Below are 15609 nucleotides of genomic sequence, written 5' to 3'. Positions count from 1 at the left end.
GTAAAAGACCTGCATTGACAAGTTTCAATCACAAGGTTTTCGTTTAAAAAATAAATTTTATTTCTACCAAAAAAGCTCGTCTAGATCAGACGAGCAAAAATGCGATCAATCATCGACTTTTTTTGATTTTAAATAAACTTGGCGTGGTTTAGAACCAGCTTGTGGGCCGATCATGCCTCGATTTTCAAGCTCTTCTACCAGATTGGCAGCTCGATTATAACCGATCCTAAAATGGCGCTGGATCAATGAGGTACTACATTTTTGTTCCTGCGTGATAAAAGCTACGACTTCATCAAAAAGCTCATCAGTCCCATTATCATCTGGAGTTTTAAGCTCACTTTCAGAAACTTCTAACGCTTGATCATACGTCACTTCGGCTTGAGATTTGATGAAATCAACAACATTTTGAACGTCTTCATCATAGATATATGCCCCTTGGACTCGCGATGGTTTATTTTGGCCCATTGGTAAATAGAGCATATCACCACGACCTAATAATTTTTCAGCACCAACTTGATCGATGATCGTCCGTGAATCAGTCCCGCTTGAGACCGCAAACGCCATCCGCGAAGGCACATTAGCCTTGATGATCCCCGTGATGACATCCACAGAAGGCCGTTGGGTAGCTAAGATCAAATGGATCCCAGCAGCCCGTCCCATTTGCGCGATCCGTGTGATCGCAGCTTCGACCTCGTTACCAGTCGTCATCATCAGATCGGCTAATTCATCGACTACAACAACGATATATGGCATCTGTTCATAATTAGCAGGATCTTTAGCCGCCATTTTATTATAGCCCGTTAAATTTCTTTGCCCCGTTTGAGCAAAGATCTCATAACGCTGTTGCATTTTTGCAACGACTTTTTCCAAAGTCACCGCTGCTTTACGCGGTTCTGTTACAACTGGTGTCAATAAATGTGGCAGATCATGATACATTCCAAGCTCTACTTTCTTTGGATCGATCAAGACCAGCTTGACTTGCTCAGGCAAACAATTCATCAATAAACTCGTCAAAATAACATTGATCGCGACCGACTTTCCACTCCCAGTCGATCCTGCGATCAACAAGTGTGGCATCTTAGCTAGATCAGCCGTGACCAACCCATTTGAGATATCACGTCCCAAAGGCACTTCAAGTGGTGAAAAATCAGTCTCACGAAATTCAGCCATCAATTCTTTAAACGAAACAGTCGCTACTTTTTGATTAGGCACTTCGATCCCAACTAAAGCTTTCCCCGGGATCGGCGCTTCGATCCGAATATCTTTAGCAGCCAAGGCTAAAGCAAGATCATCTGCTAAACTGACAAACTTAGATACTTTGACTCCGATGGCGGGATGTAATTCATATTTAGTTACCGCTGGACCTAAGATAATATTTTTTAGTTCAGCCTGAACCCCAAAACTTTTGAGCGTTTCTGTCAAGACTACTTGATTTTGTTTGATCTTCTTTTTTTCACCCGTGCGATCGGGAACCAAAACTTCGCTCAATAGATCTAGACTCGGTAATTCATACGTACCATCACCTTTAACTGATAGTACTTTTTTGGGTTTAGGAATTGTTTTTTTCTCGGGTGGTATGCTCACTGTAGGCTCAGCTACTACTGGTGTTGGTTCTGGGATCGGCTCTTGTGATGCAGGGGCTTTTCTATCAGAACTAGGTTCAACTTCGGTAAACAATTCCTTAGAAGTCGTCTGTTTGAAACTTTTTAGTTCAGTTCTAGCCTTTTTTAGTAAATTTAATGTCCCAAAGACTAAAGTTTTAAATATCCGTCCGATATTTTCTAATACTGCACTAAAGGAGATCTGACAGATAAACAAGACCCCAGCCCCTACTAGTAAGCAAGCTAACAGATAAGAGCCGATCTGACCTAACAAAAAATACGTCAAGCTATACAAAATGACCCCTATGATCCCTCCTGCTAGATCCTCGTTCAAAGTCCCTGAAACAAGATCATGCCCCGCTCGTTCAAAAAAGGCTTCAATAAAATCAGTGTGGATCGCCAAATTTTGAAAAGTAGAAGCGCTGATCCACAAAACGACCCCTAAATATAACAAGATCGCCCCTACAAGATAGTTGGTTCTTAATTTGAAAACACGGTCAAACAATAACCAGTAACTTCCTAAGATCCCCAAAAGTACTGCTCCTAATTGATAAGTATTTCCGACTACTAAGCGTAACATGTTAGCAAATAATGTCCCTAAAAAGCCTAGATCTAGTATGATCGCTACTGCAAAGATCAATGCCAAAGCCCCGTATGCTCTCCAAGTCAACTTGAGATCTTTACTATTTTTTGTTTGCTTTTTCTTATTGTTTTTTGGTTTACTTCTAGTATTTCTTCTGTGCGCCAAATTTACCCCTCGATTTCTTTTGGAATCACCCTAAATTCCACTCAATGCTCACTAAATTATAACACATTTACCTCAAGTTGCTATTCTTTAAAATATAATAAGCAAAAACTTTTGATATCGATCATCAACGAAAAAGATTAAATCCTTTTATATTAATATTTAATAGATATTTTTATTTTTTAAAAAAACTAAATAATTATCTTGAAATTATAATTTTTATAAAATATAATAATAGAAATTAAAAAATTACTTTTTTAATTTAGGGGTAGCTTACAGAACAATTATTTTAAGGGGGAATAATCTATGTCATTAAAAAAACTACTCATGACCAGTAGTACTTTACTTGTTGCCACACTGACACTAAGTGCTTGTGGCAACTCCAACTCTAAACAAACGACCAACAAACCTGCAGCTAAGCAAGTTTTAAATTGGTCATTAAAAAGTGAGATCGCCACACTTGATTCAGCCCTTGTTCCAGAAAACGGGAGCGCTAATATGATCAACAACGCTATGGAGGGGCTTTTCCGAATCAAAAATAATCATGCTGAACCAGGGTTAGCTACAAAGACTAAAGTTTCAAAAGATGGGCTGACCTATACGATGACCTTACGCAAAAATGCTAAATGGTCAAATGGTGATCCCGTCACCGCTCATGACTTTGTCTATGCTTGGCATCGAGCTGTTGATCCTAAAAATGCAGCTCCAGGATCATATCTTTACAGTGGGATCAAAAATGCTGATGCGATCATCGCAGGTAAGATGGCACCAGATACCTTAGGCGTCAAAGCAAACGGTGACTATGAACTTGTTGTTCAACTTGAACAACAGACACCTTACTTTAAACTTTTGATGGGCGATATTCGTTTCTTCCCGCAAGATCAAAAAGCCGTTGAAAAATATGGAGCTAAGTATGGAGCTTCAGCTAAAACCACCGTTTTTAACGGTCCTTTCTTATTAGAAGGTTGGACGGGGTCTAACCTAAACTGGAAATTCGTTAAAAATAAAGATTACTGGGACAAAAAACACGTCAAGATGGAGACCGTCAACTTTAAAGTCAATAAGAGCACCACAACAGCTTATAACCTTTATCAAGCAAATAAAGTTGACTTCACAACGCTTTCTGCTGAACAAGCAAAGGAATTAGCCAAAACACCAGGTTATAAAGTTTTACAAGAAGCTCGCACAACATATATGGAATATAACTTAGAGAAGAAAGAATTCAAAAACAAAAAGATCCGTCAAGCATTATCTTATGCGATCGACCGTAAGTACTTAGCTAAAAATGTTGCTGGAGGCGGCGCTGTTCCATTGACCAATTTCGTTCCCAAAGACCTAGCCAAGTTTAAAGGTAAAGATTTTTCTGAGCTAGCTGCTACTAAGGTTGGCGTGACATATAATAAAAAATTAGCCCAAAAGTTGCTCAAAGAAGGTCTCAAAGAATTAGGTGAAGATCATTTTGAATTTACCTTACTAGGACGCGATGATGAAACGTCTAAAAAAGAGACTGAGTTCATCCAAAGTCAGATCGAGCAGACTTTACCTCAAGTTAAGGTCGTAACACGTAATATCCCAGGAAAAGTTATCATCGCTCAAGCTTCAAAAGGTGATTTCGATGTTCAACTTACCGGTTGGCTAGCTGATTTTGCTGATCCGATCAATTTCTTAGATGTTGAAACAAAAGCAAACTTCACTAACATGGGTAATTATGATAGTCCTGAATACAATAAGCTTGTTACTGCAGCTAAAACAACTGATGCTTTAAATGAAAATAAACGCTTCGAAGACATGATCAAAGCTGCTAAGTTACTCAACGAAGATCAGCCAGTTGTTCCATTACTTCAAGATAATGTTCCTGAAATGCTTCGTCCAACAGTACACGATATGGTTCAAAATTCAGCTGGGATCACAGATGATTTTAAAGAAGTTTATGTGACTGAATAGTTAAAAAAGAGACTTGCCTTTTATGACAAGCCTCTTTTTTAACTATTTTAATTTATCGTTTTCATACGTATGTGTCTTATCAAGCTTTGGAAAACCTTGTTGTCTTAGAGCTTCATAAACTACGATCGCTGCTGTATTCGATAAGTTCAACGCCCGAATGTGTTCATCGTTTTGTGGGATCCGAATACACTTTTCTTCATTTTGGCGCATAAAATTTTCTGGCAAGCCAGTCGTTTCCTTTCCAAAAAGAAAATAATGATCAGTCTTAGGATCGGTATAGTCGACTTCAGTATATGCTAAATTAGCAAATTTTGAAACGACATGTAATTTAGCATCAGCACCTAAAATTTCTAAAAATGCTGGTAAATTAGCATGATAAGTGATCTTTACTTTATCCCAATAATCTAAGCCAGCTCGTTTTAAATATTTATCATCAGTTGAAAATCCCAAAGGTTCGATCAAATGTAATTCAGTATTCGTTCCTGCACAAGTTCGAGCGATATTGCCAGTATTTGCTGGCATCAAAGGTTCAAATAAAACAATATGGTTAGCCATCTTTTTTCTTCTTTCATTTTAAGATCTTATTTACATAAAAAAAGCGTAACTGTTCGGTGTGGGCACGGCGAACAATTACGTTAATGAAGTACAATCACATAGCAACTAACGACAGTGCATTAATTACTCATAACCGATTTCTTATCGACTATCATAGCACTTATTTAGGTAGTTTTCAATCTTTTTTCAAAATTATTTTTCACCACTGAGTAAGGTCACATCCACTGTGATCTGCTTTAATGGCTGACTCGCAGCTTTTTGCAAGCTTTCAGCCGAAGCTCCCCACTGTAAAGGCGTCATTTTCATAAGTGCAGTAAACAAAGCATCATCTAACGAAAAACCATACTTTATCCGCGTACTAGTCGCTTTAGGATAGTGCTTATAGAAAAGATCCAACACTTTTTGATTACTATATTCGTGTTTTTCATCATTTTCAGCATACAATAACCGCCGTAATTCACCTAGATAGTTAGCATTTGGAATGACTTTCAAAAGTTTGCCCGATTTTTTCTGGACCCGTGCAAATTCACTATAGGCAGATGGTGAAAAAATATCGATCAAGTAATCAAAACTTTGTTCACTAAATGGAAGATCAGCTAGATCGGCAATGCAAAAAAAGCCAGCCGTTTCTTGTTGTGTTGCCAGATTGATCGCACGTTTCGAAATATCAAAGCCTACATATCGGTCAGAGCTATCAGCTTGCTTATGTTCTAAGCGTTGTAAAACACTACCTTCTCCACAGCCAATATCAAGTACTTTGATACCTGCTCGTTTACCGATCTGGTTTGTTATTTCTTCAATGATCGGATCAAAAAAGCCAGCTTGTAATAGAGTACGGCGCGCTTGCCACATTGCATCGTCATCATAGTCACTCTTGACGCCATGCTTGATCAAATACAAGGTCCCTTTTTTAGAAAGGTCAAATTGATGCTCTTTGATACAGTAAACTGTCGTCTTTTCTACTTTACTAAAGGGCGCTTTACAGGTCGGACACCGAAATAACTCTTTGTTTTGCGCAACAAATCGTGCTCCCCGTTCGATTTTTTTCATACTCATCCCTACTTTTCGACCTTGATATATTTACCCTTGACTAGATCTATTAGATCAGTTTGTTTTAAGCGGACCGAACGCCCTACTTTACCAGCTGAAACTGAGATCAATGGTTGATCTTTGATCCGTTCATCAAAATAGATCGGAAATCCCTTACGTACATTGATCCCGATCGGCGTATTAGCACCATGGATATAGCCCGTGATGTTGATCAAATTTTTGTTATCGGCTAAATGAACTTGCTTTTTGCCTAGCTCTTGGGCTACCAACTTAAGGTCGATCTCATATTCAAGTGGTAAACATACGACCACATAATCTTTAGGATCTTTATTTGCTTGTAAGACGATCGTTTTTAAAATAGATTTGGGATCGACACCTTGAGCATTAGCTTCATCTAGTGCAGATCGCCCCCTAGTCAACCATTCAAATGAAGCTTCTTCATATTCAATATGATGTTGATCTAGGATCCGCTCGTCATTTGTCTTTTTTTCTTTATTTTTTTTAGCTTTTTTTGCCATAAATTCTCCCTCACTTTCACTGCTGCTTTATTTTAACGTGGATCCATGTACTTGTCGAATTGCTTAATTTATTAAGTCAAATTTAATCAATGTAAAAACCGAACCTTTTTTAATACGAATATTTTTTTATTTGACTTACTCTGACTAATACGTTATATTTAATTTTGCTCTTTGGAGTTAATGATTTTTTTTACGAATAATAGATAAAGGGGTTTATAATCATGCCAGTATTTGATTATGAAGATATTCAACTTGTTCCTAATAAATGTATCGTTAAAAGTCGGTCTGAGATCGATACCCGCGTTAAATTTGGTCCAATGACCTTCAACATTCCTGTCGTTCCGGCCAATATGCAAACCGTGATCGATGAAGACCTAGCTATTTGGTTAGCGCAAAACGGTTATTTCTATATCATGCACCGGTTTGAAGAAAACGAACGTGTCCCATTTGTTAAAAAGATGCACCAACTTGGACTCTTTGCCTCGATCTCAGTCGGGGTCAAACCACAAGAATATCAATTGATCGATCAACTTGCACAGGAAAACTTGATCCCTGAGTACATCACGATCGATATCGCCCACGGTCATTCAGATACCGTGATCGATATGATCAAATACATCAAGGCAAAACTCCCTGGGACCTTTGTGATCGCCGGTAACGTTGGAACTCCTGAAGGCGTACGTGAGTTAGAAAACGCCGGGGCTGACGCTACTAAAGTCGGGATCGGACCGGGTAAAGCCTGCATCACTAAAGTCAAGACTGGCTTTGGGACTGGCGGTTGGCAATTAGCGGCTCTTCGCCTCTGCGCTAAAGCTGCTCGCAAACCGATCGTAGCTGATGGTGGGATCAGAACTAACGGCGATATCGCTAAATCTGTTCGTTTTGGGGCTTCAATGTGTATGATCGGCTCAATGTTTGCTGGACATGCCGAAACACCAGGCGAGATCATTGAACAAGACGGTAAAAAATATAAGACTTATTTTGGTTCAGCTTCTCAATACCAAAAAGGCGAATACAAAAATGTTGAAGGTAAGAAGCTCTTAGTTCCTTATCGTGGGCACATTTCCGATACCCTTCGCGAAATGCAAGAAGACTTACAATCCTCCATCTCTTATGCTGGGGGGCGTGACTTAGCTGCACTTCGTAAAGTCGATTATGTGATCGTTAAAAACTCGATCTTCAATGGTGACCAATACTAAAGAATGAAACAGATCCCCTCTAGGACTTAAACAGTCTTAGAGGGGATATTTTATCTATCCGTAAATGATCTGCGTTCCTTGTTTGATCACTGGCATAGTATGTGGCTCTAAATAGAGTACATTTTCTTGGAGATGCTCTTTTTCTGGTACCGGTTTAAAGTTGAGTACGGTATGCCCGATCGTTGTTAGGTTACTTTCAACTAATTCACCTAAATATTTTACATGATAAACTTGATCATCGATCTGGATCTTAGAACCGATCTTTAGATCATAGTTCTTGGCCGCATCATTTTCAAAGCGTTGGATCACAGAAACTTCTCGTAAGCGAGGAGAAGCTGTTTCATCAAATAAGATCACCATTGGCTCATCTTTAGAGACTGCCTTAGCTCCGATTTCAATAACTTCACTTTTGATCATAACTTTACAAACCCTCTCTAGCACATCACCTAATTTTGCGTCGCTTTATCTACACAACACAGCTACATTATACCGCACTTTTATGTAGAAAAGTAGTTTTTCTACCATTTGCGGACTTTCCAACCCAGGTTACACAATTTTTCTGCTAAAAATGTTAAAATAGTAGTTGAGCAAGATGAATGGAGGGATTTTTTTGAAAGAACAGATCTACTTTGGAACTTATACCAAAAAAACTAGCCAAGGTATCTATCACGCTTTTTTAGACACTGACACCGCTCAAGTTTCCACGCCCCAAGTAGCGATCACCGTGGAAAATCCTACTTACTTAACTATAACTGATCAAACTTTGCTGACCGTAGCAAAAGAAGGTCCGTTAGGCGGAATAGCTGCTTATGAACTAGCAGATGACAGCTATGTCCTTACAGATGACGCCCTTGTAGCTGGCCCCAATCCATGTTATGTAGCTTTCGATAAAAAGCGGTCTTTAGTCTACACTGCTAATTATCACAAGGGACAGATCGATGTTTATCGTTTAAATAATGATAAAACATTGACTCTTTGTGATTCTGTCGTCCAGACTGGCTATGGCCATGGCCCGCGTAAAGAGCAGGATGGCTCACACGTTCACTATACCGATCTAACTCCTGACGGGCGTTTGGCGGTCGTTGATCTAGGTAATGATACGGTCTCAACTTACGATATTTCAGCTGAAGGTAAGTTAGCACCGGTTTCGATCTTAAAAACCAAGGCTGGGCTCGGACCACGTCATTTAGTGTTTGCTCCTGATAAAAAGACAGCTTATTTGGTCGGAGAACTTTCAAGTACGGTTTCTGTGCTTGATTATGATCTTACGACTGGTGCTTTTTACTTACGCCAAACTGTAAATACGATCCCAGATGATTGGACTGAACATAACGGGGCAGCTGCGATCAGAATTTCTAATGATGGTCGCTTTGTCTACGTTTCTAATCGCGGGCACAACTCACTTGCTGTCTTTGAAGTTTTGGATGGAGAATTGAAATTGATCCAACACCTTACGACTCACGGTGATTTCCCCCGTGATTTTGCGCTAGATCCAACTGAAAGATTTATTTTGGTCGCTAACCAAAATACTGATAATGCAACTTTGTATACCCGTGACCAAGAAACCGGATTACTTGCTTGTTGCCAAAAAGATATTCCTCTTCCCGAGGGCGTCTGCGTTTATTTTAACTAAAAGGAATGAAGAATTTGCTTTATCGCGAAGTTTGCTTAGAAAATTATACTGATCTGCCTCAAGCTGTTTTAGATGGTGCTGACCGGATCGAGATCTGTGACAATCTCGCTGTCGGTGGAACTACGATCAGTAAAGGTGTTATGGGTGAAGCCATCAAATATACCCATGAAAAAAATATTCCCTTAGTGATCTTAGTCCGTGCTCGTGGTGGAAATTTTGTTTACAATGATATCGAATTAAAGATCATGGAAGCTGACATCTTAGAAGCCCAAGCTTTAGGTGCTGATGCTGTTTGTATCGGGGCTTTAACAGCTGATGGCCAAGTCGACTACGAAGCAATGGAAATACTCATTGCCGCAGCTGGTGGAATGGAACTCGTCTTTAATATGGCCTTTGATGAATTGAACTTTGACGAACAAAAACAAACGATCGATTGGGCCTGCGAACAAGGCTTTAGTCGGATCTTGACCCATGGCGGTCCTAAAGATACTCCGATCGAAGCTAATTTAGGGCATTTAAAAGAACTCATCGCTTATGCTGACAAGCGGATCACGATCCTACCTGGTGGCAAGATCACCGCTAAAAATGCCCAAGCTGTAGCTGACGCCTTACAAGTCACTGCCGTCCACGGAACTAAATTATTAGCTTGAGCTAGATAACAAGTCTGACATTCGTTGGGCTTGTTTTTTTATACCAAAAAAGCCAGCCCTCTGACTGACTCGAAATAATTATATCTTTAAATACGCAAATGCCATATATACAACACCTAAAGCCAAAATGACGCTCAGTTGTAACTTGTAGGTGATCCTTAGATAAGCGATATATTCACGCATAAACGCATTGAGTGTAAAATACCAGCGCGTTTTGGCACCAAAGCCAACACATTTAAGCCCTTGGCGTTTAGCGATCACTAAGGCACGATAAACGTGATATGAATTAGTAGCGATCCCAAACTTAGCCTCTGGTGTCATCAAACGATGTGAAAATAAGATATTTTCATACGTAGTCGTGGACTTATTTTCAACGATGATATCGTCTGCAGGTATCCCTTGCTTTACAGCATAGTTCTGCATTGCTTCACCTTCTGCGATCACCTCATCTGGTCCTTTTCCTCCCGACATGATCAATTTTAAACCTGGTGTCTTACGGTAGATCTCAAGCGCCCGATCGATCCGCGCTGCCAATAACGGGGTTACTTCAGTTCCATTTAATCCTGCACCTAAGACTACGATATAGTCAAGTTTTGGCAACTTAAGATGGACTAGATTCAAAGTCAACGTTACAGTATACATTACCATAACGAGTAAGAAATAGACCGTCACCGAACCTAAATAACCATAGGCGTACATCCAAATATTTTTATCAGTAAAATGGCCAAACATCGGCCAGATCACTAAGTAAGCAACACAAAAAATTCCAAAACCTAGTGATAATAGATTATGGAATTTAAAGCCTTCATTTAAGATCACCTTGATCCCATTATAAAGAAAGGCTGACACTAACACAAACGGCCACAATACCATACATATCGTCACTATGATCGCTAAAAAGGTAATAATGTAAACCAACCACTGATGAGCATACAAAAACTCACTGTACCTCATTAAGATCGCAACGATAAAGACCGCCGTTGTCAGTAAAAAGGTCACAAATGAAACGCCAGCCCATAAAGAACGGGGCTCGTGTTTCATGGTATAAGTAAACCAACCAATCCCAATTAAGAATATCAATACAAATATTAACATTTAAATTACCCTTATGTCCCCATAAAAAATTTCATAAATAATTTTGCAATATTAAAGTAGATCAACACCGAAGTCAAGTCACTTAAGGTTGAAATAAATGGACCTGAAGCCACAGCGGGATCGACGCCGATCTTATCCATCAAATTAGGAATAAAACTTCCAGCTAAGTTTGCCACCGTGATCGCACACATCATTGCCATCCCGATAACAAAGCCTAAAATAAAGTTTTGCTTCCAAAAACCAACGATCAAAAAGATCGTCAAACCTGTAACTAATCCCGTAACAAGACCCGTCAAAAGTTCAATAAAAAATTGGCGATAAACAGACGGTTGATCTTCATCACGACTAGCTAGGCGACGAACTGCGACCGCCAAACTCTGTGTCCCCGCATTCCCAGCAGTACCCGTGATCGAAGAAACAAAGATCGCTAAAATACTAGCTTGGCTGATCATACCTTCATAGTGCGAGATCAATGTCGTCGTCGACATCCCCAGCAATAACAAGACGATCAGCCAAGGCAAACGATTGCTCGCAGCCTTGATCGGATTATCTGCCACTTCTTCTGTATCAACAGCAGCCAAACCAGAGTAGTCCTCAGCAGATTCTTCATCGATAACGTCAATGATATCATCGACGTTGATGATCCCGATCAATTTATTCTCATAATCGGTCACTGGGATCGCTAAGAAGTTATAGTCCCTGATCGTCTGTGCAACTTCAGCTTGATCATCAGAAACTTTAACTGACATTACAGGTGTTGTCATGATATCCGTGATCATTTGATCATCATCATTTATCAAAAGATCACGCAACGTCAAAACACCGATCAACTTATTATCAGCGCCAACAACATAAACATAATAGATCGTTTCGGCATCGCTTGCTTCACGTTTGACAACATGCATTGCCGAGCGGACCGTCTGATTGCCAGCGATCGCCACATATTCCGTCGACATGATCGCACCCGCAGTTTTATCTTCATAGTGCAACATTTCACGGATCTCAGCGGCTTTTTCGGTCGGCAAAAGGCGCAGATAACCCGCTAGATCTTTCTTGGGCACATATGCCAAGATATCGACTGCATTATCGGTATACATCTCATCAATGACATTTGCCACATATTGTGGCGTCATTTCTTCAAAGTATTTTACGACTTCTTCGGGTTCATCTTCGATCGCATCAAACATGTCTCCGACTTCCTTGGCTGTTAAATAGCGATACAGCCTTGCTCTTTGTTGTGAATTTAATTCAGTAAAGATCTGTGCTTGTTCATAAACGTGCAGATCCAAGTAATTTTCTCTAAATTGCCGTGCTTTTTGGCTGTTTAGCAACTGGATGATCTTCTCGTCACTTTGAATTTTTACCAGATTTTCAGCCATATGCATCCCTCTTTTCTAATTATTTGCTAGATACTGTTGCATATCTCGTGGTAATTCACAAGTAAACTCAACGTCTTTTTCTAAAAAAGGATGATAAAAGCGCAGATAGGCACAGTGCAATGCTTGCCGTTGTAAAGGCAAAACTTTGGCACCATCATACAAGCGATCGCCTAATAACGGATGCTTTAAATAAGCACTGTGAACGCGGATCTGATGTGTCCGTCCCGTGTGCAATTGGATTCGATACAATGTCGCTTGGCCTACACTTTTCTTATACCAATATTGAGTTTTAGCAAACTGACCGCTTGCTACTACTCGCCGCTTGATCAAACTACCCTCTTGGCGCCCGATCGGCAAGTTTACTATAAAATGTGGGTTCGTCAGTTTACCCGTAAGTAAAGCCAGATATTCCTTTTTGATCGTATGCGCATGTTGTTGCTGATCGATCAAAGCATGGGCATATCGATGTTTAGCAACTAAAACTAATCCAGTCGTATCACGGTCTAGTCTGGTTGCAATATGAACAACGGTCTGCGCGTAACCCCGTAATTTGTAATAACCCACGATCCGATTGACCAATGAATCAGTTCGCTGCTCGGTCAGTGGTGATGGGATCGTAGTCAAACGTGCTGGTTTATTGACGATCAAATAATGATCATCTTCATAGACGATATCTAACGGGACATATGATGGGATCACTGCCTCTTTGCGCGGATGTTCCGGTGGTAAAATGATCGTTATTTTATCACCTTTTTTTATTTGATCCACGATCCGACCTGAAGTGTTATTCACCAATAATTGGCCACCTTCATGTCTGATCTTAGCTGATAAACGTCGTGACACGCCCTTTTGTTTTAAAAATGTCTTTAAATGACAGTTATTTTCTTCGTTATAAATCCATTCTATTTTCATCTTCAGTTCCTATAAAGGCGTCTTGAACTCGGCGCCAAAAATGTGTGTGGCGGTATTTAGCAAAATAGATCCGTCTTTTTGAGACTTTATATTGGATCTCACAGATCTGACGATTATGATATGATTCTGAGTCAACGGTCAAAACAAAATCGCTCCCTTTTCCCGGTCTAAAGGTGATCCAATCATTAGGTGCCACGATCATTGGTGAACTCAAAGTCCGAAAAACTCGATTATTGATCGAACCGATCTCGGCTATCTGCAAGACCTCAAGATTAGGGTGAACTACTGCCCCACCAAGCGATTTATTATACGCAGTCGAACCAGTTGGAGTCGAAACACATAAACCATCACCTCTAAAGCGCTCAAAAAGTTCACCCCCGATATACACATCCGTTACCATAGTGGCACTATTGCGCTTTAAGGTCGATTCATTCAATGCTAAATAACGCTCACGCCGCGGGCTATCAGCGTATTTAACGGAAACTTCCAATAACGGGTAACTGACAGATTGACGATTATCCGACTGCAGACTGATCACTAAGTCGTCGATCTCATCATCACGCCAATCCGTATAAAAACCTAAGTGTCCCGTATGAACACCCACAAAACGAACTTGTTCTAATTTATCTTCATAATGATGAAAAGCCGATAGCAAAGTGCCATCGCCCCCGATCGTCACTACAACATCGGGCTCTTTATCATCGATCACAAAATGGCGTTCCACAAATTTTTGGTATAATTTTTTCTTAACTGCTTGAGATTTAGCTCGTTTATTAGCAAAAATTGCGATTTTCATTATTCTCACTTCCATGGTCGAATGTGTCTTGATTAGTTACTCTAATCCCGTATGCTTATCTTCAAATAATCTTTGTGCCTCATTGACTTCTTCTCTAATACTAGACATTTCTTGATCAAGTGCAAAAGCGATCTCAGCACTTGTTTCTAGTCTCATCGCAACTTCAGGTGGAATACATCCTTGGTACTTGTAGTTGAGCGAATGTTCGATCGTAGCCCAAAAATTCATCGCTAACGTCCTGATTTGGATCTCAACTTTTAGTTGTTGCTCACGCTCCAGCAATTGGACTGGATACATGACCACTAAATGATAGGAACGGTAGCCACTTTCCTTAGGCGTTTTGATGTAATCACGTTCTTCGATCACCTGCATATCTTTTCTTTTCCGTAAAAGTTCAACTACACGATAGATATCTTCCACAAACTGACACATGATCCGTATCCCAGCAATATCTTCCATATCCTGTGATAAACGCTTGGGCTGGATCTTGCGCCGTTTCATCTTTTCTAAAATACTTGGTATTGGTTTGACTCTGCCGGTGACATATTCAATTGGACTGCGGTTGCCGCTTTTTTTAAATTGCCCCCGCAAAGTTCTGAGTTTGAGTTTTAACTCATTGACCGCTTGATCGTAAGGCTCTAAAAAATTGCTCCAATCGTCTTCCATTAAATAGATCACCACCTTTCCATACTTTATCAGTTTAACATAGACCCACGTTCTTTTACATTCTCAAAAAAATTAAAGCTACATTTTAACATATGAAAACGGTTTTGTGCACAAAATAAGTCAGATTTATTGCAAAAATCATTTTTTTTGCTTAAAGTATAAATATAGAAAAAAGGAATATTTGATCAAGTGGAGGAAAACACCATGTTAGAGATGTATTTGTTTATCAATCCTCTTGGCGCTAAATGCTACGAAGCAGAACAAAACATTTTAAAACTTGCGGAAGAATCGTCACAAAAGTTTCAGATTCGTTTTATCCCACTTTTGAACTTGCAATCAGTGACCAAGGTCATGTCTGTGATGAATGTTTCAGGTGATACTTTGCAACTGCGCAATAAAGTATCCCAGATTTTGTATAATGCCGTTTTGGATTACAAAGCTGCCCTTTTTCAAGGGCGTAACCGCGGGCATAATTTCTTGCTCAATGTTCAGCGCCAACTCTATGTCGAACATAAAAAATACAGTGAAGAAGTCGTCATGCGTGCAGCTAAAGAGAGTAAACTAGATCTTGCTATGTTTGAACACGATCGTCGCTCGAAACTAGCAGTTGAAAGTTTTCGAGAAGATCAAAGATTAGCTGCTGAAATGAACGTTAATACGCCGCCATCTATGGTGGTGTACAATTTAGACTATCTTGAATGTGCGGTCTCAGTTGAGAACTGTACTTCGTTATCAAGTTTAGAAGAATTGATTTTTGGTAATGCAGCAAAGGAGTTTATTTGTACCAAAAATGAACTTCATCCAACTTACCACCAATTATCATTAAAAAAATAAACTTGCTCGGCCCCTTGTGGTCGAACAAGTTT

The 15609-nt window shown here is 39.8% G+C and carries 15 protein-coding genes; 5 read left to right on the top strand and 10 right to left on the bottom strand.

The window, feature by feature from the left end; translation table 11 throughout:
• Positions 1-105 precede the first annotated feature (105 nt).
• Complete coding sequence (locus CPS94_RS02050) at positions 106-2349, bottom strand: FtsK/SpoIIIE family DNA translocase (RefSeq protein ID WP_112195431.1); 2244 nt, start codon at positions 2347-2349, stop codon at positions 106-108.
• 303 nt (positions 2350-2652) lie between these two features.
• Here CPS94_RS02050 and CPS94_RS02045 point away from each other — a divergent pair, with 303 nt between their 5' ends.
• Positions 2653-4290, top strand: coding sequence for a peptide ABC transporter substrate-binding protein (locus tag CPS94_RS02045; protein WP_112286351.1), 1638 nt, complete (start codon positions 2653-2655; stop codon positions 4288-4290).
• A 42-nt stretch (positions 4291-4332) separates the two neighbouring features.
• Here the strand turns inward: CPS94_RS02045 and CPS94_RS02040 are convergent, their stop codons facing one another.
• The 3 genes from CPS94_RS02040 to CPS94_RS02030 all read right to left on the bottom strand — a co-directional run bounded on the left by CPS94_RS02040 (position 4333) and on the right by CPS94_RS02030 (position 6413).
• Positions 4333-4845 carry a tRNA (cytidine(34)-2'-O)-methyltransferase gene (locus CPS94_RS02040; RefSeq protein WP_112195435.1) on the bottom strand — a complete coding sequence of 171 codons (513 nt, stop codon included), beginning with the start codon at positions 4843-4845 and terminating at the stop codon, positions 4333-4335.
• 192 nt (positions 4846-5037) lie between these two features.
• Positions 5038-5895 (bottom strand): methyltransferase domain-containing protein, encoded by an 858-nt coding sequence (locus tag CPS94_RS02035; RefSeq protein WP_112195437.1) that lies wholly within the window; start codon positions 5893-5895, stop codon positions 5038-5040.
• A gap of 8 nt (positions 5896-5903) precedes the next feature.
• Positions 5904-6413: an aminoacyl-tRNA deacylase gene (locus CPS94_RS02030; protein WP_004048208.1), complete on the bottom strand. Its 510-nt coding sequence runs from the start codon at positions 6411-6413 to the stop codon at positions 5904-5906.
• 221 nt (positions 6414-6634) lie between these two features.
• On the opposite strand from CPS94_RS02030, the gene CPS94_RS02025 reads away from it, so the two are divergent.
• Entirely contained in the window at positions 6635-7612 is a 978-nt protein-coding gene (locus CPS94_RS02025; protein ID WP_004048209.1) for a GMP reductase, read from the top strand.
• 54 nt (positions 7613-7666) lie between these two features.
• On the opposite strand, the gene CPS94_RS02020 is transcribed toward CPS94_RS02025, so the two are convergent.
• Positions 7667-8029 (bottom strand): PTS glucitol/sorbitol transporter subunit IIA, encoded by a 363-nt coding sequence (locus tag CPS94_RS02020; protein ID WP_076150053.1) that lies wholly within the window; start codon positions 8027-8029, stop codon positions 7667-7669.
• A gap of 193 nt (positions 8030-8222) precedes the next feature.
• On the opposite strand from CPS94_RS02020, the gene CPS94_RS02015 reads away from it, so the two are divergent.
• Together CPS94_RS02015 and CPS94_RS02010 are read left to right on the top strand one after the other, a co-directional pair.
• A complete protein-coding gene (locus CPS94_RS02015) occupies positions 8223-9245 on the top strand; it encodes a lactonase family protein (protein ID WP_112195439.1) in 1023 nt (340 codons plus the stop codon).
• Between the two features lie 5 nt (positions 9246-9250).
• Positions 9251-9895, top strand: a complete 645-nt coding sequence (locus CPS94_RS02010) for a copper homeostasis protein CutC (protein WP_191981792.1) — start codon at positions 9251-9253, stop codon at positions 9893-9895.
• A 78-nt stretch (positions 9896-9973) separates the two neighbouring features.
• On the opposite strand, the gene CPS94_RS02005 is transcribed toward CPS94_RS02010, so the two are convergent.
• From CPS94_RS02005 to CPS94_RS01985, 5 genes are all read right to left on the bottom strand, one after another.
• A complete protein-coding gene (locus CPS94_RS02005) occupies positions 9974-10936 on the bottom strand; it encodes a YdcF family protein (RefSeq protein ID WP_225357133.1) in 963 nt (320 codons plus the stop codon).
• 65 nt (positions 10937-11001) lie between these two features.
• On the bottom strand, positions 11002-12369 hold the full coding sequence (gene mgtE / locus CPS94_RS02000; protein ID WP_004048221.1) for a magnesium transporter: 1368 nt from the start codon (positions 12367-12369) through the stop codon (positions 11002-11004).
• A 15-nt stretch (positions 12370-12384) separates the two neighbouring features.
• Positions 12385-13281 (bottom strand): RluA family pseudouridine synthase, encoded by an 897-nt coding sequence (locus CPS94_RS01995; RefSeq protein WP_112195445.1) that lies wholly within the window; start codon positions 13279-13281, stop codon positions 12385-12387.
• Complete coding sequence (locus CPS94_RS01990; RefSeq protein ID WP_004048223.1) at positions 13259-14077, bottom strand: NAD kinase; 819 nt, start codon at positions 14075-14077, stop codon at positions 13259-13261. The genes CPS94_RS01995 and CPS94_RS01990 overlap by 23 nt, the downstream gene beginning before the upstream one ends.
• A 36-nt stretch (positions 14078-14113) precedes the next feature.
• Complete coding sequence (locus tag CPS94_RS01985) at positions 14114-14743, bottom strand: GTP pyrophosphokinase (protein WP_112195447.1); 630 nt, start codon at positions 14741-14743, stop codon at positions 14114-14116.
• Between the two features lie 204 nt (positions 14744-14947).
• On the opposite strand from CPS94_RS01985, the gene CPS94_RS01980 reads away from it, so the two are divergent.
• A complete protein-coding gene (locus CPS94_RS01980) occupies positions 14948-15577 on the top strand; it encodes a DsbA family protein (RefSeq protein WP_112195449.1) in 630 nt (209 codons plus the stop codon).
• Positions 15578-15609 lie beyond the last annotated feature (32 nt).

It is taken from the genome of Ligilactobacillus murinus, assembly GCF_003288115.1.
Lineage (GTDB): Bacteria > Bacillota > Bacilli > Lactobacillales > Lactobacillaceae > Ligilactobacillus > Ligilactobacillus murinus.
The sequence above is the reverse complement of the archived record's forward strand: the minus strand, read 5'-3'. Positions and strand labels throughout refer to the sequence as shown.

Bases quoted from the DNA above. Each gene is read 5' to 3' on its own strand.
- CPS94_RS02045 (WP_112286351.1), top strand. From the start codon at position 2,653: ATGTCATTAAAAAAACTACTCATGACCAGTAGTACTTTACTTGTTGCC.
- CPS94_RS02040 (WP_112195435.1), bottom strand. From the start codon at position 4,845: ATGGCTAACCATATTGTTTTATTTGAACCTTTGATGCCAGCAAATACT.
- CPS94_RS02035 (WP_112195437.1), bottom strand. From the start codon at position 5,895: ATGAAAAAAATCGAACGGGGAGCACGATTTGTTGCGCAAAACAAAGAG.
- CPS94_RS02030 (WP_004048208.1), bottom strand. From the start codon at position 6,413: ATGGCAAAAAAAGCTAAAAAAAATAAAGAAAAAAAGACAAATGACGAG.
- CPS94_RS02025 (WP_004048209.1), top strand. From the start codon at position 6,635: ATGCCAGTATTTGATTATGAAGATATTCAACTTGTTCCTAATAAATGT.
- CPS94_RS02020 (WP_076150053.1), bottom strand. From the start codon at position 8,029: ATGATCAAAAGTGAAGTTATTGAAATCGGAGCTAAGGCAGTCTCTAAA.
- CPS94_RS02010 (WP_191981792.1), top strand. From the start codon at position 9,251: ATGAAGAATTTGCTTTATCGCGAAGTTTGCTTAGAAAATTATACTGAT.
- CPS94_RS02005 (WP_225357133.1), bottom strand. From the start codon at position 10,936: ATGAAACACGAGCCCCGTTCTTTATGGGCTGGCGTTTCATTTGTGACC.
- mgtE (WP_004048221.1), bottom strand. From the start codon at position 12,369: ATGGCTGAAAATCTGGTAAAAATTCAAAGTGACGAGAAGATCATCCAG.
- CPS94_RS01995 (WP_112195445.1), bottom strand. From the start codon at position 13,281: ATGAAAATAGAATGGATTTATAACGAAGAAAATAACTGTCATTTAAAG.
- CPS94_RS01990 (WP_004048223.1), bottom strand. From the start codon at position 14,077: ATGAAAATCGCAATTTTTGCTAATAAACGAGCTAAATCTCAAGCAGTT.
- CPS94_RS01985 (WP_112195447.1), bottom strand. From the start codon at position 14,743: ATGGAAGACGATTGGAGCAATTTTTTAGAGCCTTACGATCAAGCGGTC.
- CPS94_RS01980 (WP_112195449.1), top strand. From the start codon at position 14,948: ATGTTAGAGATGTATTTGTTTATCAATCCTCTTGGCGCTAAATGCTAC.